This is a genomic window from Phocaeicola salanitronis DSM 18170 (genome assembly GCF_000190575.1).
Classification (GTDB): Bacteria; Bacteroidota; Bacteroidia; order Bacteroidales; family Bacteroidaceae; genus Phocaeicola; species Phocaeicola salanitronis.
In genome coordinates this window covers 2984009-3004097 of record NC_015164.1, presented here as the reverse complement: position 1 = coordinate 3004097, position 20089 = coordinate 2984009, and the positions used below count along the sequence as shown (strand labels likewise).

General features: G+C 45.4%; 24 protein-coding genes, 1 tRNA gene and 1 pseudogene. 12 read left to right on the top strand and 14 right to left on the bottom strand.

The window, feature by feature from the left end; genetic code table 11:
• Positions 1-169: 169 nt before the first annotated feature.
• The 4 genes and pseudogenes from BACSA_RS13025 to BACSA_RS13010 form a co-directional block, all read right to left on the bottom strand.
• Positions 170-1076: pseudogene (locus tag BACSA_RS13025) on the bottom strand (IS982 family transposase).
• A 90-nt stretch (positions 1077-1166) separates the two neighbouring features.
• Positions 1167-1430 (bottom strand): hypothetical protein, encoded by a 264-nt coding sequence (locus BACSA_RS13020; protein ID WP_041584030.1) that lies wholly within the window; start codon positions 1428-1430, stop codon positions 1167-1169.
• 40 nt (positions 1431-1470) lie between these two features.
• Positions 1471-1701 carry a nucleotidyltransferase domain-containing protein gene (locus BACSA_RS13015; RefSeq protein ID WP_013618499.1) on the bottom strand — a complete coding sequence of 77 codons (231 nt, stop codon included), beginning with the start codon at positions 1699-1701 and terminating at the stop codon, positions 1471-1473.
• 115 nt (positions 1702-1816) lie between these two features.
• Positions 1817-1889, bottom strand: a tRNA-Phe gene (locus tag BACSA_RS13010).
• A 194-nt stretch (positions 1890-2083) separates the two neighbouring features.
• Here BACSA_RS13010 and BACSA_RS13005 point away from each other — a divergent pair.
• Both BACSA_RS13005 and BACSA_RS13000 read left to right on the top strand, forming a co-directional pair.
• On the top strand, positions 2084-3619 hold the full coding sequence (locus tag BACSA_RS13005) for a DUF3843 family protein (protein WP_013618498.1): 1536 nt from the start codon (positions 2084-2086) through the stop codon (positions 3617-3619).
• A gap of 50 nt (positions 3620-3669) precedes the next feature.
• Positions 3670-4200 carry a hypothetical protein gene (locus BACSA_RS13000; protein WP_013618497.1) on the top strand — a complete coding sequence of 177 codons (531 nt, stop codon included), beginning with the start codon at positions 3670-3672 and terminating at the stop codon, positions 4198-4200.
• 63 nt (positions 4201-4263) lie between these two features.
• Here the strand turns inward: BACSA_RS13000 and thiL are convergent, their stop codons facing one another.
• The 7 genes from thiL to ruvA form a co-directional block, all read right to left on the bottom strand.
• Positions 4264-5298, bottom strand: a complete 1035-nt coding sequence (gene thiL / locus BACSA_RS12995) for a thiamine-phosphate kinase (protein ID WP_013618496.1) — start codon at positions 5296-5298, stop codon at positions 4264-4266.
• 3 nt (positions 5299-5301) lie between these two features.
• On the bottom strand, positions 5302-6111 hold the full coding sequence (locus BACSA_RS12990; protein WP_013618495.1) for a purine-nucleoside phosphorylase: 810 nt from the start codon (positions 6109-6111) through the stop codon (positions 5302-5304).
• Positions 6068-7174, bottom strand: a complete 1107-nt coding sequence (lpxK, locus tag BACSA_RS12985; RefSeq protein ID WP_013618494.1) for a tetraacyldisaccharide 4'-kinase — start codon at positions 7172-7174, stop codon at positions 6068-6070. Before lpxK ends, BACSA_RS12990 begins: the two co-directional genes overlap by 44 nt.
• Positions 7175-7196: 22 nt before the next feature.
• Positions 7197-8963, bottom strand: coding sequence for a signal peptide peptidase SppA (gene sppA, locus BACSA_RS12980; RefSeq protein ID WP_013618493.1), 1767 nt, complete (start codon positions 8961-8963; stop codon positions 7197-7199).
• 173 nt (positions 8964-9136) lie between these two features.
• Entirely contained in the window at positions 9137-9904 is a 768-nt protein-coding gene (tatC, locus tag BACSA_RS12975; protein WP_041584029.1) for a twin-arginine translocase subunit TatC, read from the bottom strand.
• A gap of 44 nt (positions 9905-9948) precedes the next feature.
• On the bottom strand, positions 9949-10164 hold the full coding sequence (locus BACSA_RS12970; RefSeq protein WP_013618491.1) for a Sec-independent protein translocase subunit TatA/TatB: 216 nt from the start codon (positions 10162-10164) through the stop codon (positions 9949-9951).
• 99 nt (positions 10165-10263) lie between these two features.
• On the bottom strand, positions 10264-10863 hold the full coding sequence (gene ruvA / locus BACSA_RS12965) for a Holliday junction branch migration protein RuvA (protein WP_013618490.1): 600 nt from the start codon (positions 10861-10863) through the stop codon (positions 10264-10266).
• Positions 10864-11039: 176 nt separating this feature from the next.
• On the opposite strand from ruvA, the gene BACSA_RS12960 reads away from it, so the two are divergent.
• Positions 11040-11939, top strand: a complete 900-nt coding sequence (locus BACSA_RS12960; RefSeq protein ID WP_013618489.1) for a diaminopimelate dehydrogenase — start codon at positions 11040-11042, stop codon at positions 11937-11939.
• Positions 11940-12024: 85 nt separating this feature from the next.
• Here the strand turns inward: BACSA_RS12960 and BACSA_RS12955 are convergent, their stop codons facing one another.
• Complete coding sequence (locus BACSA_RS12955; protein ID WP_013618488.1) at positions 12025-13611, bottom strand: ATP-binding protein; 1587 nt, start codon at positions 13609-13611, stop codon at positions 12025-12027.
• 597 nt (positions 13612-14208) lie between these two features.
• Between BACSA_RS12955 and BACSA_RS20420 the strand changes: the two genes are divergently transcribed.
• The 9 genes from BACSA_RS20420 to BACSA_RS12910 all read left to right on the top strand — a co-directional run bounded on the left by BACSA_RS20420 (position 14209) and on the right by BACSA_RS12910 (position 18102).
• Positions 14209-14595, top strand: coding sequence for a hypothetical protein (locus tag BACSA_RS20420; protein ID WP_009126113.1), 387 nt, complete (start codon positions 14209-14211; stop codon positions 14593-14595).
• 161 nt (positions 14596-14756) lie between these two features.
• Positions 14757-14972 (top strand): hypothetical protein, encoded by a 216-nt coding sequence (locus BACSA_RS12945; RefSeq protein ID WP_004291535.1) that lies wholly within the window; start codon positions 14757-14759, stop codon positions 14970-14972.
• A gap of 11 nt (positions 14973-14983) precedes the next feature.
• Positions 14984-15205, top strand: a complete 222-nt coding sequence (locus BACSA_RS12940) for a hypothetical protein (protein WP_004291534.1) — start codon at positions 14984-14986, stop codon at positions 15203-15205.
• Between the two features lie 13 nt (positions 15206-15218).
• Positions 15219-15635: a PcfK-like family protein gene (locus tag BACSA_RS12935; protein WP_004291533.1), complete on the top strand. Its 417-nt coding sequence runs from the start codon at positions 15219-15221 to the stop codon at positions 15633-15635.
• Positions 15632-16963 (top strand): PcfJ domain-containing protein, encoded by a 1332-nt coding sequence (locus BACSA_RS12930; protein ID WP_004291532.1) that lies wholly within the window; start codon positions 15632-15634, stop codon positions 16961-16963. Before BACSA_RS12935 ends, BACSA_RS12930 begins: the two co-directional genes overlap by 4 nt.
• Positions 16964-16987: 24 nt before the next feature.
• The gene (locus BACSA_RS12925; protein WP_004291531.1) at positions 16988-17245 is read left to right on the top strand and encodes a hypothetical protein; all 258 of its coding nucleotides are present in this window, start codon (positions 16988-16990) and stop codon (positions 17243-17245) included.
• A gap of 19 nt (positions 17246-17264) precedes the next feature.
• A complete protein-coding gene (locus tag BACSA_RS12920; protein WP_004304291.1) occupies positions 17265-17498 on the top strand; it encodes a DUF3873 domain-containing protein in 234 nt (77 codons plus the stop codon).
• A complete protein-coding gene (locus BACSA_RS12915) occupies positions 17495-17740 on the top strand; it encodes a DUF6956 domain-containing protein (protein WP_004291529.1) in 246 nt (81 codons plus the stop codon). Before BACSA_RS12920 ends, BACSA_RS12915 begins: the two co-directional genes overlap by 4 nt.
• A 53-nt stretch (positions 17741-17793) precedes the next feature.
• Positions 17794-18102: a hypothetical protein gene (locus BACSA_RS12910; RefSeq protein WP_004304290.1), complete on the top strand. Its 309-nt coding sequence runs from the start codon at positions 17794-17796 to the stop codon at positions 18100-18102.
• A 33-nt stretch (positions 18103-18135) separates the two neighbouring features.
• On the opposite strand, the gene BACSA_RS20800 is transcribed toward BACSA_RS12910, so the two are convergent.
• Together BACSA_RS20800 and ltrA are read right to left on the bottom strand one after the other, a co-directional pair.
• Positions 18136-18339, bottom strand: coding sequence for a hypothetical protein (locus BACSA_RS20800; RefSeq protein ID WP_004316914.1), 204 nt, complete (start codon positions 18337-18339; stop codon positions 18136-18138).
• A gap of 342 nt (positions 18340-18681) precedes the next feature.
• Complete coding sequence (gene ltrA / locus BACSA_RS12900; protein ID WP_041584028.1) at positions 18682-19977, bottom strand: group II intron reverse transcriptase/maturase; 1296 nt, start codon at positions 19975-19977, stop codon at positions 18682-18684.
• Positions 19978-20089 lie beyond the last annotated feature (112 nt).

Genomic DNA, 20089 nt, shown 5'->3' with positions numbered 1-20089 from the left:
AGCACGAATTTACGCTTTATCTTTGACTTTGCAGAGGATTACCCTCTTCGCCGGAGAGGATAATCCAATAAAAACGGCCGGAAATCCTCCCGGACTCCGACCGCAATAACTATTCAATAAATATTCTATTACTAACTCAATATTATTTTAACGTGAGTTCGATATAAGATTAGAAAATAGATAGTTGTCCGTCATTGACAAAATTTACATCAATGGCGGGCTTCTTCTCAAAAAAGCAGTATGCCGCAATAGCCGACAAGGAGTTGGCTATAAAGTTGTTAAAAGAACGATGTCTGGAGTGTTCTATCTGAGCAATATTCTTCAGTTCGTCATTGACCGTTTCAATCAAGGCTCTTTTCCTAAGCAGAATCTTATCAGCTATACTCATGAGTGAATTCTTCATGTTGCTTTTAACCTTTGTAACAAGCTGAATACCGTTTAGGAAGAGATTTTCAAACAAAGCCTGCCCAATATATCCTTTATCTGCACATAGTTTTCCCTTAATGTTTTCCACGAACTTACCCTGTTTCAATGGCTCACGATCATCTACGTTTGCAGGTGTAAACATGAAATTGAGAATTTCACCCTTATCATTGATTATCAGATGCAACTTGAATCCGAAGAACCATCCCATGGAGCATTTCCCTCGTTCTGCAAGACCTTCAAATGTCTTATGAATCAGAATTCTTTGGTTACGACAGACACGTAAAGGAGTGGAGTCGACAAAACTGATGCCGGTACAGGTTCCCATCAATACCTTCTTTATGAAGATGGTCATAGGAAGCAGTATCTCCTTCTCCAGTTCTACAAAACGATTATAGGATACTTGACGCGGAAACAGGTGTTTCAGATGTTTGCAACACATATTCCCTGTAGTAATGCTTGAAACAACGGAAACCGCCAGAATGGAACAGAATAAGAATAACCATAATCTCAGCATCACTCATGCGGTTGGGCTTGTTGCGATGCTTCTTTTTACTGTCTTCAATCATATATTTTTCCTGTTGTAACGCAAATTCCTTGCAAAAATCATCAGCCATACAATAAATCTCTGTAACTTTAGACTCTGGAAACATAGTGGTAATCGTTTAAATATTATAATTCAGCACTATAAATTTAATACTTTTATCGCTATGTTCCTAATTTACAATAGATTATATTGATTCTTATTTCGAACTCACGTTACTTAAAAGCAAAGCGCCCAGCAAGCCGAGGGCAATCCAACGCTTGTCTATGAGGGCATATCCGGCGATATGGCTCTTTAAATAAAGCGAGGCGACTACAGGAAGATACAAAGGAGCAGCCATGAATAACGCACGCATCCAAAAATGATTCCGCGGAATCTCCACTTTTATGGCCTCAGGCGGAAGCGGCTCGTCAGGAGCTTCATACGGTTTGCGCGAACATCCTTTCCAGATTATACGAGGCATTATGATTTTGTTTCTTAAGTTCTCTATATTTCTGTTTATATCATATTCCCGTTTTGAGAATATCTGCATAAAGAGGATTATTTGTGTCCTCTGTAAGTAGAACTGGCTCTATAAGATTGCTTATCTTACGTTTCAGTTTCCACAATAAAGGAGTATCTTCAAAATAATCATCACTCATTCGTTCTACCACAACGGCAATGTCAATGTCGCTGTCCTCTGTGTGGTTGCCTTTGCTGTATGAGCCATAAAGGTAAAGAGCCTTTAAGGGCAAATATAGCTAATTCTTTTTAGAAACAATCATTTGATGTTGAAAAACCTTTTTATTTCGGACTCCCAATAAAACAATAAAAAAGAGAGCTACATCGCTGTAACTCTCTGACTCTTTGTGGTGCCAACGGGAATCGAACCAGTGACACAAGGATTTTCAGTCCTTTGCTCTACCAACTGAGCTATGGCACCAACTTTACAATCGTTGTTTCTTGATTGCGGGTGCAAAGGTAGGCAAATTTTTTGAATCTGCAAATTATTTTGAAACTTTTTTATCAAAAGAGCAGAAATAACCGGGAAAGCAACAGGACAAACGTTTTTTTGTGTACCTTCGGCAAAAATTGACAAGAAAGAACAACGATGTGTGCTACTAAAATCAATAGACAATGAAGAAAATATATCCGAAAGAATGGTTAGAATTGCATCCTTATCAAATAGTGGACGAAGTAGACCGCTATTACACCGATGTAGCCAATCAGATTTACCAAGTACTGAACACGCCTTTAGCAGACGGAATGTTTGAGGAGGAGGATGCCCGCTATTTTAGCCTTTGCCTGGCAGCCTGGTTTGAGGATGTCATCAGCCAAGTAGGAATTTGGACTACTTTTACAGCAACGTGTAAGAAACGTTACGGGAACTGGCTTCCCTTTTATCCGCTGGATGAAAATTATTACCCCGATGAAATTAATGTAGAAGACATACGTTTTCTGTTATGGCATCATATACAGTTCTCTTCCCGGGATGAAGGACGTATTATTAATCCCGAAAATCCGGGAATAGAACTCATCGCGAATGAACTTTACTGCATATTGGATGAGATTTATGAAACGGCACCCGAAAATGAACGGCTTTGGCTATTTATGCATCCCGAGGGGAAAGGAAGATGGGACAGTTTCGAGAAGTATCGTTTAGTATTGCAATGGTTTCATTATGGCTCTTATTTCAATATCGAAAACCAAGAGCAATATGAGGATGAATTAGAAGAAACAACAAGCGATTTAAGCGAGGATTGGCAAGGAAAGAAGAACTTGCTCGTATATAACACCTATACAGCCTTGATGTTGCAAGGGCGCAGAGACCTTTTATCCTTGACATCTTGCGAATGGCTGGCATTGTGGGCTGAACAGAACAACGGTCCGCAAGAATGGCGTTCGACAAAGGAGTATATAGAAAGTTTCTTCTTGCTTACAGGGGAAGATGACGGTTTCTTGTATTTACAGGACCTATGCGGTAAGGATGAAGTGTATCGAGTTGCTAAGGACTCTTTCGACTTGAGTTCTATCAAAGAAAGGCAAGTGGGTGAATCAGTTGCTCTCTGCACCTTGCTGCATTATGGAAAAGTATGGAATCAAATAGGTATAATGAGTCTGTTGCCGTCATTGAATAATGACATAAAGCAAGCTGTAGAAAGCCTGCGTGACAAAAAAGAACATCGGAACGAAAAGGCTGTGTATGAAGACTTCATACGAGCAACCGGCGGAAAGCCTTTTTATTTCTGCAAATCCCGGAAAGAAATGATTGGTTTCCTGACTCATGAGATGAAATACCGTACGGCTGAAGGATTGAAACTCCCTTCAATAGGAGCAAAGCATGGATTGATCTTGATGGCAAGTCCTCGTACGGGGCTGTACATACAAACCCAGTTATGCGAATGTGTCAAGTCGCCCGACAATCCGTTTTACGATGCAAAAGCCGCCGCTCAAAAAGCACATTCTTTCTTACTTAGCCCAGACGTGATTCCATACGACTTGAGTTGCATGTTGCAAGACAAGGGCATGTTGCCGGATGCGATGCTAAACAGTTTAAAAGGGGAAGAATACGGACGGAAATTCTTACAACAAAACGCACACTTTCTGACAGATTATTTCTTCCACCGTTGCCGGGAGAAAGATTATGATGAATGCTCTTTTATGCTTCGATAGCATTTTTTCTATTGCATATTTTTGTCCTGCTTCTTGTATAGTAGAAAGATATGATTTGGAGTTATATTAAATATATTGCGGTTATAGCAGTGGTGCTGATGTTGTCTTGCACAGGTCGTGAAAATAAACCTCATACTGATGAAAAGATACCGCAGGCTGTGCTCAGTAATAAAGAGGTCGTTCATAATTGGTTATCCTCTATACAACAATCAGGAATTCCTCCTTATTATGGTGGTGCCTATGTGGAAAATGAGATATTATATATTTGGACCACTTCCAATTCATACACCGTACAAGAAGATATCTGGCAAAGATGTAAAACTAAAAATGGAATCATCATCAAGCCATACGCGAACAGTATGGCTATGTTAGTGGGGATGATGAAGACTTTAGATTCATTAATTGTAGCAGATAATCATCCTGAAATCAAGTATTATGGACATACTTTAGATGAAAGGAATAATCGAATAATCATAAAATTAGGAGATGTTTCGAATGAGAATATATCGCAGTTTAAAAAACACATTTTAGACTCTCCTTATTTCAAATATGAGAAAGGTCAGGAAGCAATTCTTTTTTAGTGTTTGCATTTAAATGAAATAGGACACAAAATCACTCTCTATGCTTTTGTGCCCTATTTCATTTTACTTCAGCGGATTCCAGCCTTGGGCTTTCAGTTCCAGCTCGGTGCCGTCGCGCGTAAGCAAGGCACAGCCTAAGTCGGGTTTGGTGATGTAGCCGATAACTTTCACATCCTTTATCTGCTCTACTTGCTCGTGCGCCGTGAGGGGGACGGTGAAGAGCAGTTCGTAGTCTTCTCCTCCGTTGAGGGCACAGGTGGAAAGGTTCATGTTGAACTCCTCTGCCATGACGGCGGTCTGGTAATCTATCGGGATGCGCTCCTCGTAAACTCGGCATCCTACCTTGCTTTGCGTACAGATGTGCAACAATTCAGAAGAAAGTCCGTCGGAAATGTCCATCATTGCCGTGGGCTTGATTCCTGCTTTCGCCAGGCTTTCGATGATGTCGCGGCGTGCTTCCGGTTTCAGGATGCGTTCCAACAGGTATTCTTTTCCGGCAAAGTCGGGCTGCACGTCCTTCTCTCCTTGGAATACCGCTTTCTCACGTTCCAATAACTGAAGTCCCATATAGGCGGCACCCAAGTCGCCCGATACGCAAATCAGGTCGGTTTCTTTCGCACCGTTCCGATAAACCACTTGTTCTTTGTCCGCTTCGCCGATGCAGGTGATGGAGATAGCAAGGCCTGTGACCGAAGAAGTCGTGTCACCTCCCACGATATCCACATGATGTTGCCGGCACGCCAGTTTCACTCCCTCGTAGAAATCATCCAAGTCTTCGATGCAGAAGCGTTTCGATACGGCAAGCGATACGGTGATTTGCTTGGGTGTCCCGTTCATGGCATAGATATCCGAGAAGTTCACCATGGCCGATTTGTACCCCAAGTGTTTCAGTGGGGTATATACCAGGTCGAAATGTACGCCTTCCATCAGCAGGTCGGTAGTAACTAATACCTGTTTATCCGGATAGGAGAGTACGGCGGCGTCATCGCCTACACCGTACACCGACTCCTTGTTCTCCAATTTAATATCTTCCGTCAGACGCTTGATTAAGCCAAATTCGCCTAGCGTCGCTATTTCGGTTCTGTTTCCTTCGTGCATGGCTTACGCTCTGTTTATCAGTTCTCTCATAATAGTGGTCATGCGCGGCTGGGCGGCATCGGCTGCCTTTTGCACTTCTTCGTGCGATACTTCCACGATTTTACCTTCTACGCCTAAGTCGGTGATGACCGATACGCCGAATACCTTGATGCCGCAATGGTTTGCCACGATGACTTCGGGCACGGTCGACATACCTACCGCATCACCGCCCAAGATATGAAACATCTTGTATTCCGCCGGCGTTTCGAATGTCGGGCCTTGTGTGCCTACGTATACGCCTTGCTGTACCTTGATGCCTCTTTCCTTGGCGATTTCCAATGCCTTGGCGATTAATTCCTTCGAATATGCCTCGCTCATGTCCGGGAAGCGGGGACCGTAATCGATGTTCTTTCCACGCAACGGATGTTCGGGGAAAAGGTTGATGTGGTCGGTGATAATCATCAGGTCGCCTATCTCGAAATCAGGATTCATGCCTCCGGCAGCATTCGACACAAAAAGCGTCTTAATGCCCAACTCACGCATCACCCGCACCGGGAAGGTCACTTGTTGCATCGAATAGCCTTCGTAAAAGTGGAAACGCCCTTGCATCGCCAGGATGTCTTTCCCGCCCAACTTGCCGAATATCAGCTTACCGCTATGTCCTTCTACGGTTGAAAGGGGAAAGTTGGGGATATCTTTGTAACTTATTTCATATTTATCGGTTATCTCATGTACTAAACTTCCCAAACCAGTTCCCAAGATAATGGCGGTTTCAGGATGAGTCTGCATTTTAGCCTTCAGAAAGGCTGCTGTTTCTTGTATTTTTTCTAACATACGCTATAATGTTTTGGTTAAACATGGTTCTTTCTTCCTCGTCAAGGAAACTTACCTCAATGGGCAACACATAAATAAATGGCGCCAGGCTCGCATCTATCTCCGGATGCCCGATAAGCCTTGCAGCATCTTTTTCAGTCGTAATGATAATCCGTTTCCCTTCCGGAAGCGTTTCGAACGCCGCTTTGACACGCTGCAGGTCATTGGCATCAAACGCATGATGGTCAGGGAAAGTCAAGGACATTACATGAGAAGTATATTCCGACAATTTCCCGATAAGCGGAGCCGGAGAGGCAATTCCAGTCAATAACAAGACATGCTCGTCAGCTTCAAGGCTTTCCAGTCTACGTTCCGGAGAAGAAACAAACAAAGATTGCAACCGGCCATAAGCCAATGCCGTAAAAAAGAGCGATTGGTTTTGCATGGGAGCAATCTCCTGCCGCAATGCCTCCCGTTCTGTCCTGCTTAAAGAATGCGGGCACTTGGTTACTAAAATCATATCAGCACGCCTTTTCCCTTCAACCGGCTCACGCAAGCGGCCTGCCGGGAGCAACGAATCTCTTGTCATCAACCGGTTATAATCGGTAAGAAGAATGCTGATACCCGGTTTCACGTACCGGTGTTGGAAAGCATCATCCAAGAGAATCACCCGTGTGCCGGGAGCCGTATGCCCGTCGGTCAACCGGCGGATGCCTTCACACCGGTCGGCATCCACCGCTACATAGACATCGGGAAACTTGTGCAACATCTGGTAAGGTTCATCGCCTATCTCTTCAATCGGCGTTTCCGGATTACCCAATACAAAGCCCCTCGACTTCCGCTTATACCCCCGGCTAAGCACTGCCACTTGATATTCCGGGCGCAACAAGCGAATCAGGTACTCGGTATGAGGCGTCTTTCCCGTCCCCCCTACCGTCAGGTTCCCGATGCAAATAACCGGAACAGAAAACGCCTGCTGGCGCAACACCCCTTTATCAAAAAGAAAGTTACGCAAGCATACGCCTGCCCCATACAGCCAGGCTACAGGAAGCAGACTGCGATATATTCCCCGGTCGTTGCCCATAACACCAGTTATCAATCCTTTCTTATTTTATCGTTATCATAAACGGCAGACGTGCCTGAATCCGGTCACTTTCCTTGATTGTCTGCAAATAACGGAACGGCTCGTACAATGCGCCGAGTTCCGCTTTCAAACGAGCCGACAAATAACGGTCTGTGCCCGAGCTGAGCAGGCTGCTGAAAAAATCTTCCTGTTTGGGATAACTCATGACGGTATAGTTCTCGATTTCCGCACGTTCTGCCGCAACCGCTATCGCACGGTCAATTCCTCCCAATTCGTCTACCAGCTTCAAGTCTTTTGCCATTTTCCCTGTCCAGACCCGGCCTTCAGCTATCCGCTTTATCTCGTCCACCGGCATCTTGCGCCCGTCGGCGCAACGCTGGGTAAAGAGTTCATAGCCATGATTGACCATATTCTGCATCAGTGCCGTTTCTTCTTCGGTGAAAGGACGGCTAATGTCACCTAAATCAGAAAGTTTATTGGTTTTCACCCCGTCAAAATGAATGCCCAATTTATCATTCAGCAATTTTTCGGCATTAGGTATATAGCCGAATATGCCAATGGAACCGGTCAGCGTAGTCGGCTGGGCTATAATCCAATCGGCGGCACACGCAATGTAATATCCGCCCGATGCGGCATAGTCACCCATAGATACGATAACAGGCTTCTGTTCTTTCAACAAGGTTATTTCACGCCATATTTCTTCCGAGCCGAAAGCACTTCCGCCCGGCGAGTTCACACGGAATACAACCGCCTTTACGCTTTCATCTTCACGCAGGCGGCGCAAATCCTTCGCCACCTTTTCCGGATGAATGCCTTCATCGGCAGAGAGTTCGCCAGAGCCTATCGTTCCCGTTGCATAGTAGACCGCAAGCACATTTCCGCTTTTGTCTTTCGGCACATTGCGCTGCACATTCACCATGTCTTCCAGATAAAGCTTATTCAATGCATCGTCTTCATCTGTTTCGGTCAACTGCTTCAGATAGGCAAGCATTTCATCCTGATACATCAACGTATCCGCCAAACCTGTCTTTATATAAAGCTCTGCCGGCTGGAGATCCATGTTGCGGTCGGCAAGCGCATTGAGGCTATCAGCCGGAATACGACGCGAGGCGGCTACCTCATCTACCATCTGACCCCATATCGAGTTGGCGAAAGCTTGGGTCTGCTCACGGTTGGCAGGGCTCATTTCAGTCGACGTATAAGGTTCTACCGCTGACTTATACGTACCTACACGGAATATTTGCATCTCTACTCCGATTTTATCCAACAAGTCTTTCAAGAAATAAGTTTGCGTAGCCAGCCCGTGCCAGCCCAGGCTTCCTTGCGGATTGATTGCAACCTTATCGGCTACACTTGCCAGATAATATGTACTCTGAAGATAATTTCCTCCGTATGCGACTATAAATTTTCCGCTTTCCTTGAAATCCTTTAACGCGTTGCGTATCTCTTCCAACGAAGCGGGCGGACATACGAACGCTCCGGCATCCAGGCAAATGCCTTTTATCTTTTCATTATCTTTCGCCTTCTTTATCGAACCGAGAATATCGTCCAAGCCGTATGTCCCGAACTCTTCTCCTACCAGTTGGCTGAGCGGATTCGGTTGCACCCGTTCTTCCACGCTCCCTTTCAGGTTCAAGATAAAGACCGAATTATCGCTTACCTTCGTTTCACTTCCCGATGAGGAAGCCACCATTCCGGCAATACTCATCACACCGATAATGGCAAATACTACTCCTACAATGCAGACTCCGACAATAGCCGCCAGCATGTACTTCAAGAAATCTTTCATTTTCGTCAGTTATTTGGTTTTACATACTTCTGCACAAAGATAACGATTTTCAAATACTTTGCAAATGGAAAAGGATATCTTCTCACGCCGGATTCAATATACATCAAACCGCGGATGAATATATCTTACTTCACGAAAGGACCTATAAGCGCAACTCCTGCCTAATATATGGCTCATTTATTTGTCCGCCTTACAATAAGAATACTGGCTTCGTAAAGCAAGGCCATCGGAGCGGCTACCAGCATCAGCGTAATGACATCGGACGTAGGGGTAATAATGGCAGATACGATTAAGGCGATGACAAGGGCATGCTTGCGGTAAGTACGCATGAAGCCGGAAGTAAGAAAGCCCAGCTTGGCAAAAAGCCACGCAAGGACCGGAATCTCGAACGTGATGCCCAGCATGAGGCTCAGCATCACAAGTGTATCAATATAAGAACTGAGAAGAATCGCGTTCGCCACCTCGGCACTGACCTGATAAAGGGCAAGGAAACGGAAAGTAAAAGGGAATACCAGAAAATAGCTGAACAACACGCCCAAGAGAAACAAGACGTATCCCCACACCACAACCCGCAGGGAATAACGCCGCTCGTTGGCATAAAGGGCAGGCGAAACGAAACGGAACAGCTGGTATATAATATAAGGAGAAGCCAATACAATGCCCGCATAGAAGGATACGCTCATGTGGGTAAGAAACTGGCCCGACAATTTGGTGTTGATGAGCTGGACCTGAAAATCGGACGTGAAGGCTCCCGTCAGATGCAAGGCTTCGCCAATGCGGTCGAATAGCCGGTAGATAATGAAATCGCTTTCCTTCGGCGCAAGGATGACACGGAACAATTCCTCCTTAAAACAGAACGCAAAGAGCATAAACGCCACCACCACGCCGATGATGCGGAAAAGCACTTTACGCAGTTCATCCACGTGATCCCAAAAAGTCATGTTCGATGCGTTGGATTCCACGAGCCTCGTTTCTCCTTAATTAATTATTTCGCTTGGGTCGGCTTGTTTTCTTCTTCCTTCGTGCCGGCTTTCAGGTCTTCTTCTATCCCGTTCACGCCGTCCTTGAAATTCTTCACGCCTTTGCCCAGCCCTTTCATCAGTTCGGGAATCTTCTTCCCGCCGAACAACAGCAAGACAATCAGCACAATGACAATCAGTTCCTGCATTCCGATTCCCATAAATAAAAGTGTAGCAATCATATTTCCGTTCTTTAAAATGTTTGCGCAAAAGTAGAAATAAATTGGACACGACAGTATACAGAGAATAATTAAAAAATAAAAATTAAGAGTTGAAATGCCTTACAGCATCTTCAAAGCCAGCTTAATCACCCGCTCAACGGCTGCATCGGGTTCGGCTTTCAGGATGCTTGCCACCGCTTTTTGCGAAGGAGCCTGTGCGAATCCCAACATGACAAGAGCCGCCACGGCTTCTTCGTAGATTTCGGTGTTGACGGTATGCGAAAGAGAAGATACCGTACTTGCCTCTTCTTCAATGCCCGTCGAAGCAATCTTGTCTTTCAAGTCTACGATGATGCGCTGGGCGGTTTTCAATCCGATACCTTTTACCGTTTTCAGCAATTTATCGTTGCCCGTACTGATGACGTTGCATAATTCGCGAGGAGAAAGCGCCGAAAGAATCATGCGTGCGGTATTGCCCCCGATACCCGGCACGCTGATAAGCAAAAGAAAAAGTTCGCGCTCCTGCTTCGTTGAAAAACCGTAAAGCACATACGCATCTTCGCGGATTGCCTCGTAAATAAACAGTTTCACCTCTTTCTTCCCTTGTATGGCAGAATAGGTATTAAGCGATATATTAATGCCATACCCTACCCCATTACAATCTACCACCGCAAAAGCCGGTGCCGCTTCGGCAAGTTCTCCTTTGATGTATTCAATCATGTTTCTTTGTCAAATTATAAGTTTCATGACAAAAATAGCTATAAAAAACTTATAATTTGTAAGTTTTGCCCGAATATTTACAAATTCGCGTCCTTCTTATTCGTTGAATTTATTCCAAGTTTTGTATTTTTGCAAAGAGAAATAAAAACAGCATATTCAATAAAACCAATAAGAAAATGAAGAAAATTAGAGCAGCCGTAGTGGGTTACGGTAATATCGGAAAATTTACGCTGGAAGCGCTGGAAGCGGCTCCCGATTTCGAAGTGGCAGGTATCGTGCGCCGTCATGGGGCGGAAAACAAGCCTGCCGAGTTGGCAAACTATGAAGTGGTGAAAGACATCAAAGAACTGAAAGACGTGGATGTTGCCATTCTTGCCACTCCGACGCGCAGCGTAGAGCAGTACGCCAAAGAAATCCTCGCACTCGGTATCAACACCGTGGACAGCTTTGATATCCATACACAAATCAGCGACTTGCGCCGTACATTGGGCGAAGTGGCTAAGGCAAACAATACCGTATCGGTTATTTCGGCAGGCTGGGACCCGGGAAGTGACTCGGTAGTACGTACCTTGCTGGAAGCCATTGCTCCAAAAGGCATCACCTATACCAACTTCGGTCCGGGCCGCAGCATGGGTCACTCTGTAGCTGTGCGCGCGATTGCCGGTGTGAAAGATGCGTTGTCGATGACTATTCCCGTAGGTACGGGCATTCATCGCCGTATGGTATATGTAGAGCTGGAAGAGGGTGCCGATTTCAAGCAGGTAGAAGCAGCTATCAAAGCTGACCCGTATTTCGTGAATGACGAAACGCACGTGAAACAAGTCGCTTGTGTGGACGACCTGAACGATGTAGGCCACGGTGTGAACTTGGTTCGCAAAGGTGTATCGGGCAAGACTCATAACCAATTGTTCGAATTTGATATGAAAATCAACAATCCGGCTCTGACTGCCCAAGTACTGGTATGCGTAGCCCGCGCCTCGATGCGTCAGCAACCGGGATGCTACACAATGATTGAGATTCCGGTAGTAGACCTCCTTCCGGGCGACCGTGATGAATGGGTGGCACATCTGGTATAATTTGGACGGGATCACATTGAAATAACAAAGACGCAGAAGTGTAAACGGATTATTATACTTCTGCGTCTTTCTTGCTTCAAAGATATTAGTTTTGAATCTTCCAGTCGTCAATGGTTCCGGTCTGCGAGGAGAAGCTGGCACCTATTTTATAGATCGTCCGCTTGTCGGAAGCATACGGGCGTGCGTAGCCTTTTTCTTCGATTTGGCGTAATGCCTCATCTGCCGAACCGTCCAGCTTAAATTCGAAAATATAGACGTAATCGGGTGTCTCTACGATGCAGTCCACCCGTCCTTCGCTCTGTTCCTTTTCGGTATAGACCGTGTAGACGCTGACTAGGCGGAATATCAGGTAGAACGTATAGTGGAAATAACGCTCCCTTTCCCTCTCGTCCTGCTTGCGACGCATGGTATAGGGAATGTCGGCAAGGAACGAGGTGAACAGCTTATGCAGCTTGTCTGTATCACCTTCCTCCAGCGCATCGATAAGGTCTTGTATCCAACTGTTTACATTTTCCCGTTGGGGCTTGAAATAATCGGAAGCTACCAACGATACAAATCCTTTCTTCACTTCATTGTTGGGGAAGTCGAGCAGGAATGTACCTCGGCGTGGTTTATAGTCCTTAATGGTAAGGTATCCGCTCTGGTAAATCATCGGCAAAGGTTTTTCTACGTTTGCCTTATAGTCAATAAACTCCTGCGGGTCGTAATATTTTCCGGTCAGTTCATCCAGGTTCTCATCGGTATGCGCAAGCAGGCGGATGAGGTATGAAGGAGTACCGCTACGGAACCAGTAATCTTGCATGTCTTGCGTGGCAAAAGCATTGAGCAGGCTGAAAGGATTGTAGATATCTGTCATGGCTTTACTGAAATGATATCCGTCGTACTGGCGTTTGAGCAGACCGGTCATTTCTTCCTTGGATATGCCTTCCCTGTCTGCCATATCACTTATCGGACCGGCAAAGTAGTGTTCCAGTTCTTCCTGGGTGATACCGCACAGGGCTTCATAGCGTATGTCCATGCTGATGTCGGCAGGCTGGTTGAAACCGCTGAACACGCTTACCTGCGAGAACTTGGTAACTCCGGTGAGCAAGACGAACTGCAGGTCATCGTCCGCAGCCTTGAATACCGAATAGAATCCTTTCAGCACTTCCCGGTTCCGGTCCTCCAACAGCATTTCCTCCTGTTCTCCCTTAATGCCCGTATCAAGCACGTCCAAGATAGGCTTGTCGTATTCGTCAATCAACACCACGCAACGTTTACCCGATTGTTCGTGAGCTTGTTTGAGGACGTATGCAAAGCGTTTCCCTATATCCGTATAGTCCTGGCTCTTTCCGTATTCCCGTTCCCAACCTTTTATGGTGCCTTCCAGTATATCTTCCAACGTACCCGGAACGGTGAAGTTGCTTCCGTTGAAGTCGATATGGAATACGGGATATTCCCTCCATTCCGTTTCCAGTTTCTCGATGGCAAGTCCTTTGAACAGCTCTTTCTTACCTAAGAAATAATTCTTCAGGGTAGATACAAGCAGGCTTTTCCCGAACCTGCGGGGACGGCTGAGGAAATAAATCGCACCTTCCTTTACCAGTTGGTAGAGTAAATCCGTTTTGTCTACATAACAGTATCCTTCTGTTATCATTTTCTCAAAACTCTGTATGCCTATCGGGAATTTCATCGTACTACATTATTAAATATATGCAAGTACAAATATAACGATAATTTGCCAGTCCGGCAAAAAGATAGGGATAGTTTCAAAATTTAACAGAACTTCTGCCCGAAGAACAGATGCTTTTTTGTTCCTTTGCAACCGGAAGTTACGAAAAGAGTGTAATTTATTGGAAATGAGCGTAGGTTAATTGCTCTTGATAGTAATAGGTTACGATTTAGTTAGTTATCTACTGCATTATCCTTCTGCGCGTTGCGTAACCTTCAAAGAACTCTTCGTATGCAAAAGTAGCTATTTAATTCGAGATTTTGATATAAACTCCCGTTTTTTATCCCCTCATTCATAAGAATTTTCCGTAAAAGCGGTATTGTCCGTCGGCACACCATTGCCCAAAACGAGTTTGGAACAAACGTGTGCCGACTACCGCATAGCTGGAGAAAAGGGCATTGCCTCACGCCTAAACGATGTTTAGACAGATGAAGCAATGCCCCTTTCTTTTGCGCCTATGCCAAGAGGTGCTTTTACGGGTTTTCAAATGATTTTTCTTTTTTCGCTGTCTCTTTTGCCGGAAGCGGAAAGTGAATGCAGAGTGTGTCAGCCTGCCCCATGAATGAAACAGGCGCCCACACACAGCCGGACAAACCGGGAAGAATGATTGTTGCCACCCGGCTGAACAAGTTCCGTCGGATCGGAAACAATCATACTTCCTTTGTTGTGGTTTGCCCTTTTCACGCTTCCGGTGATGTCTTTTTCCTTTTGGTGATTCTTTTTTTTACGGATTTTCCCCTGAAGTTTTTTTCTACACAATCTGCCTCTGTTTTCGTTTACCTCCATTTTGCGCCTTTCAGTAAGCCGCATCAGTCAGTCATTTTCGTTCTGGGCGCAAAGGTAATTCCGGGATTGGACGGGAAAGCAAGGTCAAGCCTCCTGTTTTCGGTAAAAATCTCCAGCCCTGCGGGTAGTATTTTGACCGAAAAACCTTGCATTCCCTAATCCCTACCTTTTCAAGCACCCGAAACGAAAACGACCGATGCGACAGAAAGACGCATAAAAAAAATGTCGGATAAACGAGAGGCAGATAAGATAGTTTGAAACTCAACTCCCTCAGCTCTTGAATCCGCATTAAAAACAAAAAAATCAAAAACAGCGAAGATATGACGGCAACGGCAAATTTCAGACAAATGGCGCAACACATCGGGTTGGCGATATGCGGCTTGATGATGCGCACCGCCTTCGGGGTGTTCGGCATCCTTTGGGGCATCATCAGAGAGATTGTAAACGGAGTGTTCCGAGTGGCGATAGGTGTAATCGTGGCTATCCTTTCCACCATTGCCTTCTTTGGCTTCATCCTTTGGTTATTCACCCTTTAACCCTTACCGACATGGCAAAAAGAAACAGCAAGACGGCAGCGCAGCAGTGCAGATATTACGAGGTGGACAACATCTTCGTGTATATGGTGGAAACGTACATCAACGGCAATTTTGAAACTTTCCGAAGATTGTACCACGAACTGAACAAGGACGCACGGAGGGATTTCATGGACTTCCTTCTCAGCGAGGTAGAGCCGACCTATTGGAGAGAGATACTGAAACAGATAATCTAAAAATGACAGCGATATGAAAGGAACAGACCATTTCAAGAGAACGATATATATGTACTTGGAACAGCGTGCGGAGGAAGATGCGCTATTTGCAAAGAAGTACCGCAACCCTGCCAAGAACATGGACGAGTGCGTGACCCACATTCTGAACTATGTGCAGAAAAGCGGTTGCAACGGTTTCACGGACGGAGAAATATTCGGGCAAGCCATCCACTACTATGAGGAAAACGAGATAGAGGTGGGCAAACCGATGGACTGCCAAGTGGTTGTGAACCACGTTGTGAAACTCACGGCAGAGGAAAAGGCGGAGGCACGTCAGAACGCTGTCCGCAAATACCAAGAGGAGGAACTCCGCAAGTTGCAGAACCGCCACAGACCGTCAGCGAGAAAAGAAAACCAACCCCAACCCTCATTATTTGATTTAGGCTTATGAAACCGAAGACCAAGATACAGAAAGAGGTGGCAAGACTTTCCGCCAACCTTCGCCCCATATCAGCGACACAAATAGATTGGGCATACCGCCACTGCGTTGAGCATATCGGCTACCGCACCAAGAAAGGGAACATCACCTGTTCCGACTGCGGTCACGAGTGGCACAGCGACAGCGGACTATGCGACACCCTTGAAGGCTGCACCTGCCCCAAATGCCATGCCGAACTCAAAGTGCAGGACACACGCAGACGCATCTACAAGGAAACGCAGAATTTCAGCGTGATAACCACCTGCAAAGGGTATCAGGTAATCCGCGTGGCGCAGGTCAGATGCGAGAGCAGGAAAGGCGAACCGATGCGTTTCTACTGCCACGAGGTCGTGCAGCGTTGGATTTCACCCGACGGCAAGGTTACGGACATGGCGTTGCTCCGTGGCTTCCTTTTCTGCTATTGCGATGTGTGGGCATTAGGCAGCGATATGGAGGTAAGACCGCACAACAGCCTATACGATGATGTGGTGGCAAGAAGCTGTGCATATCCAAAGATGAGGATATTGCCCCAACTCAGACGTAACGGCTTCAAGGGCGATTTCCACGGCATCTCCCCCGTGCGTCTTTTCAAAGCCTTGCTTTCAGACCCAAGAATTGAAACCCTTATGAAAGGCGGTGAGATTGAGGTCATGAAACACTTTCTTTTCAATACCCGTACTGCCGATGAATGTTGGGCATCATATCTGATTGCCAAGCGTCACAAGTATCAGATAGACAACCTCTCAATGTGGTGCGACTATCTGCGTATGCTCAAAAAACTCGGTCAAGACCTCCGTAACCCGAAGAACATCTGTCCCGAAGATTTCATGGCGGCACACGACAACGCAACCCGAAAAATTGAAGCCATACACGAGAAGGAAAGAGCCGCAGAGCAACGCCGTTGGGAGATTGAAAGGCGTGAGCGTGAGCAACAGCGACAACTCCAACGAAAGAAAGATGCGGAGGATTTCATCGCCAACAAATCCAAATTCTTCGGCTTGGTAATCACGGACGAGGAAATAATCGTCAAGGTGCTTGAAAGCATAGACGAGTATTACAACGAGGGCAAGACGCAGGGCATCTGCGTGTTTGGCAGTGGATACTACAAGAAAGCCGACACCCTCATACTATCGGCAAGGATTGGCGATGAGATTATTGAAACCGTAGAGGTGGACTTGCGAACCCTCGAAGTGGTGCAGTGCCACGGCAAGCACAACCAGGACACCGAATATCACGAGCGCATCATAGACCTTGTGAACAAGAACGCCAACCTTATCCGTGAGCGGATGAAAGCGGCATAGCATAACCCCTAAAACAACATTGATATGGAAGTAAGAATTGAAAGTATGATTTGTGTGTGGGATGATGCAATCCCCACGATGTTCCTTGAATTTGTGAACCTCCTCACTCTCACAACGAGTGAGGGGGAATTGAGAAAGAGCGTAAAGGAGTTTGCCGAGAAGCACGAACTTGACAAGTTTTTCCTTTACGGCTTCGGCTCACACCATTTCTACCTGCACCAACGCTACACAAGCAACCCCGAAATGGTGATGAAGAACAGAGTTCTGTCAGTACATTTTTAACCATCTAAAAAGCAACATTATGACAACACGAATGACCATCAACGGAGTAAGCACCTGCGCGGAAGCAGGTACGGAGAAATACGAGCGTTTCCAATCGGGTATCGGAAGACGCAGGCGGACACTTGTGCAGTACGACTACCGCCACCCCATAGACAGAGAATTGTTCTCTTGTGTCAAACCCACGTTGGACGAGTGCCGAGCCGCACGGGACAAGTGGCTGAACGCAAAGAAGGGAAAGGAGGACAGACTATGAACACGACCTATCAAACGCTGATAGTCAAGTTCAGCGAACCTATCACGGCATTGGACGGTATCTTTGACGATACCGGAGCGTGGGGAACGGACACCCTCAAGGGGTGGATAGATGATTACGAAAGCACACGTTTCACCGCCACCGACAGCCATACGGCAGTCATCACGAGCGAGTACAATATGGAATGTGTGAAAGAGTGGCTACAACGGCAGACCCCCATTTCCGAAATGCGAGAATTTTGAACGGGATGGCGGTGTCCGCACCGCCAATACTTAAAACCCTAAAAACAAAAGATATGATAGCCAAGACGATATTACAGCAGATAGGCGGAAAACGCTTCACCGCCATGACAGGTAGCCGTGATTTCATAGATATGGGCAACGGCTTACGGATGAGCCTTGCAAGGAACAAAACAAGTGCCAACCGCCTTGACATCATCTATGACGAAGGGGCAGACCTCTACAATATGCGCTTCTACCGCAGGACGTTCAGCAAAAAGACCTTTGAGTGCAAGACAAAGGACATTGCCGTACACGAGGGTATCTATTTTGATATGCTGGAGGAAATGTTCACGATGGTGACGGGACTTTACACACGCTTTTGAGTGGCGGGGCGGCGAGAGCCGCCCTACTTTCTTTCAGTGAGCATGATGGCGGACAAAGAAAGTAGCAAAGAAACCTTTGTCCAATCTGCGATAACTAAAAAATCCGCAAGTAAAACTTGCGGAGGCTATATATTGGGTCGTTATTTTTTGGTGGAGGGGAATGATAATCTCGAACCGTTGAACTACACATTTCTGCTTCGTCTCCATTTCCCCCAACGATTTGATACGTTCAATCATTTTTGTTGTTGAAATCGTGGAGAAGTGAATAGACAGTATTACCCGACAGAGCAACTATGACAACGTAACGCCTTTACAAAAAAGTCGGTACACGAAACCCATAGACTAATTGTCTTGACCTAAAAGAGATTGGAATTTTCAGGACTGCCTATCACTTAGATAGAAGTCCAAGGTCTGCTGAAATACATAATTCAAAAATTGAAATTGCTTGACTGCAAATTTAGTAACTTTGCTTGACAAATTAACGAGAAAGAAGAGAAAATGAAAACCGACCGCATAATCGAGTAGACGGCTCCGCCAGTAACTGACGGAGTGCGCCTCTCACACCACCGAGCGTACGGGTCACGTACTCGGCGGTTCGCAAAGAGATGGGTTAAGTTGTAAATGTAATTCAGTTAAGGAAACATATCCTCTTTTCTTCAAGCGTTGTAAAGTAATGGTAGTGCCTAGAATAGGACTTTGTGCTATTGCCCAACCGCCTTTCCGTGTTCTGCTCCAAGCGTAGGCATGGTCTTGGTCTACACCTAATCGAATCAGGTTTTTCCTTTTCCTTTCGGGTTTTTTCCAATGATGACAAATGCAATAGCGCAGTCGGTTGCGAAGCCAACCATCTAAATCTCGTAATTTGCCCAAAATACTCGTGCCTTGGAAATAGTTCAACCATCCGCGTTGCACTTCTTTTATCTTGGCAATACGCTCTTCAAATGTGGCTGGTGTGGTTTTTCGGGTGATTGTTTTAAGTCGTTCTTTTAGTTTCTTCCATGCTTTTTCCGATACAATAAGTTGGTATTGATTTTTACTTCCTTTCTCGTACGTAGGTACGAATCCGAAACCCAAAATTGTGAAGTGGATTGGTTTTCTGATACCACTCTTTTCTTCATTTATAGTTAATTTGAGTTTGTTTTTCAAAAACTTTTCAATTACCACTCTTGTTGCCTTGGCTTGATTGTGGCTTTTGCAATAAATACTAAAATCATCCGCATAACGTACAAATTTGTGTCCTCTTCGAGTCATTTCCTTATCCAGTTGATGTAGTAAAATGTTCGACAATAATGGACTTAAAGGGCTTCCTTGCGGAACGCCTTTTCTTCTCTTTCGTAGCTTTCCGTTGATTTTAATAGGTGCTCTGAGCCATTTGCGTATGAGTTGCATGGTAGCTTTGCATTTCACTTTTTGATAGATTAAATTCAGTAATAAACAGTGGTCAACTTCATCAAAGAAGTTTTTCAGGTCAATATCCACAATGTGGTTTAATCCTGAATGGATGTAATCCCGAGATTGTCCAACGGCTTGTCGGGCATTCTTGTGAGGTCTAAATCCATAGCTGTAATTACTAAATTCGGGCTCAAAAAGTGGTGCAATAGTTTGTGCTAAGGCTTGTTGCAACACACGTTCTGTAGTGGTGGGAACACCCAATAATCGAGTTTTCCCATTTCCTTTCGGAATTTCAATACCTAAAATGGGTTGTACTTGATAGTTGCCTTGTTTGATTGCTTCAATCAGTTGTAGTTTCTTTTCAGAAAACACCTTGCGGAGCTCTCTTATAGAAACACCATCAACACCCGCACTACCTTTATTGGCAATCACGTGTTCCAATGCTCTTTGAAGATTAAACGGATGTACTACTCTTGTTATCATTTTAGTTGTTTTTAACCTGTTTTCGTTAAGTAGGGCTACTATGTGTTCCGTTACCTATTGAAAACCTCTTTACGTTCAGTCCTTCCTTGTTTGTGAGACCTATGCGGTATCT

Coding starts and splice junctions, on each gene's coding strand:
- BACSA_RS20420 (WP_009126113.1), top strand. CDS start 14,209: ATGAATGAAACAGGCGCCCACACACAGCCGGACAAACCGGGAAGAATG.
- ltrA (WP_041584028.1), bottom strand. CDS start 19,977: ATGATAACAAGAGTAGTACATCCGTTTAATCTTCAAAGAGCATTGGAA.
- lpxK (WP_013618494.1), bottom strand. CDS start 7,174: ATGGGCAACGACCGGGGAATATATCGCAGTCTGCTTCCTGTAGCCTGG.
- BACSA_RS12915 (WP_004291529.1), top strand. CDS start 17,495: ATGAACACGACCTATCAAACGCTGATAGTCAAGTTCAGCGAACCTATC.
- sppA (WP_013618493.1), bottom strand. CDS start 8,963: ATGAAAGATTTCTTGAAGTACATGCTGGCGGCTATTGTCGGAGTCTGC.
- thiL (WP_013618496.1), bottom strand. CDS start 5,298: ATGCACGAAGGAAACAGAACCGAAATAGCGACGCTAGGCGAATTTGGC.
- BACSA_RS12960 (WP_013618489.1), top strand. CDS start 11,040: ATGAAGAAAATTAGAGCAGCCGTAGTGGGTTACGGTAATATCGGAAAA.
- BACSA_RS12990 (WP_013618495.1), bottom strand. CDS start 6,111: ATGTTAGAAAAAATACAAGAAACAGCAGCCTTTCTGAAGGCTAAAATG.
- BACSA_RS12925 (WP_004291531.1), top strand. CDS start 16,988: ATGGAAGTAAGAATTGAAAGTATGATTTGTGTGTGGGATGATGCAATC.
- BACSA_RS12955 (WP_013618488.1), bottom strand. CDS start 13,611: ATGAAATTCCCGATAGGCATACAGAGTTTTGAGAAAATGATAACAGAA.
- BACSA_RS12930 (WP_004291532.1), top strand. CDS start 15,632: ATGAAACCGAAGACCAAGATACAGAAAGAGGTGGCAAGACTTTCCGCC.
- BACSA_RS12910 (WP_004304290.1), top strand. CDS start 17,794: ATGATAGCCAAGACGATATTACAGCAGATAGGCGGAAAACGCTTCACC.
- BACSA_RS13020 (WP_041584030.1), bottom strand. CDS start 1,430: ATGCCTCGTATAATCTGGAAAGGATGTTCGCGCAAACCGTATGAAGCT.
- BACSA_RS12940 (WP_004291534.1), top strand. CDS start 14,984: ATGGCAAAAAGAAACAGCAAGACGGCAGCGCAGCAGTGCAGATATTAC.
- ruvA (WP_013618490.1), bottom strand. CDS start 10,863: ATGATTGAATACATCAAAGGAGAACTTGCCGAAGCGGCACCGGCTTTT.
- tatC (WP_041584029.1), bottom strand. CDS start 9,904: ATGACTTTTTGGGATCACGTGGATGAACTGCGTAAAGTGCTTTTCCGC.
- BACSA_RS13000 (WP_013618497.1), top strand. CDS start 3,670: ATGATTTGGAGTTATATTAAATATATTGCGGTTATAGCAGTGGTGCTG.
- BACSA_RS12945 (WP_004291535.1), top strand. CDS start 14,757: ATGACGGCAACGGCAAATTTCAGACAAATGGCGCAACACATCGGGTTG.
- BACSA_RS12920 (WP_004304291.1), top strand. CDS start 17,265: ATGACAACACGAATGACCATCAACGGAGTAAGCACCTGCGCGGAAGCA.
- BACSA_RS20800 (WP_004316914.1), bottom strand. CDS start 18,339: ATGATTGAACGTATCAAATCGTTGGGGGAAATGGAGACGAAGCAGAAA.
- BACSA_RS13005 (WP_013618498.1), top strand. CDS start 2,084: ATGAAGAAAATATATCCGAAAGAATGGTTAGAATTGCATCCTTATCAA.
- BACSA_RS12935 (WP_004291533.1), top strand. CDS start 15,219: ATGAAAGGAACAGACCATTTCAAGAGAACGATATATATGTACTTGGAA.
- BACSA_RS12970 (WP_013618491.1), bottom strand. CDS start 10,164: ATGATTGCTACACTTTTATTTATGGGAATCGGAATGCAGGAACTGATT.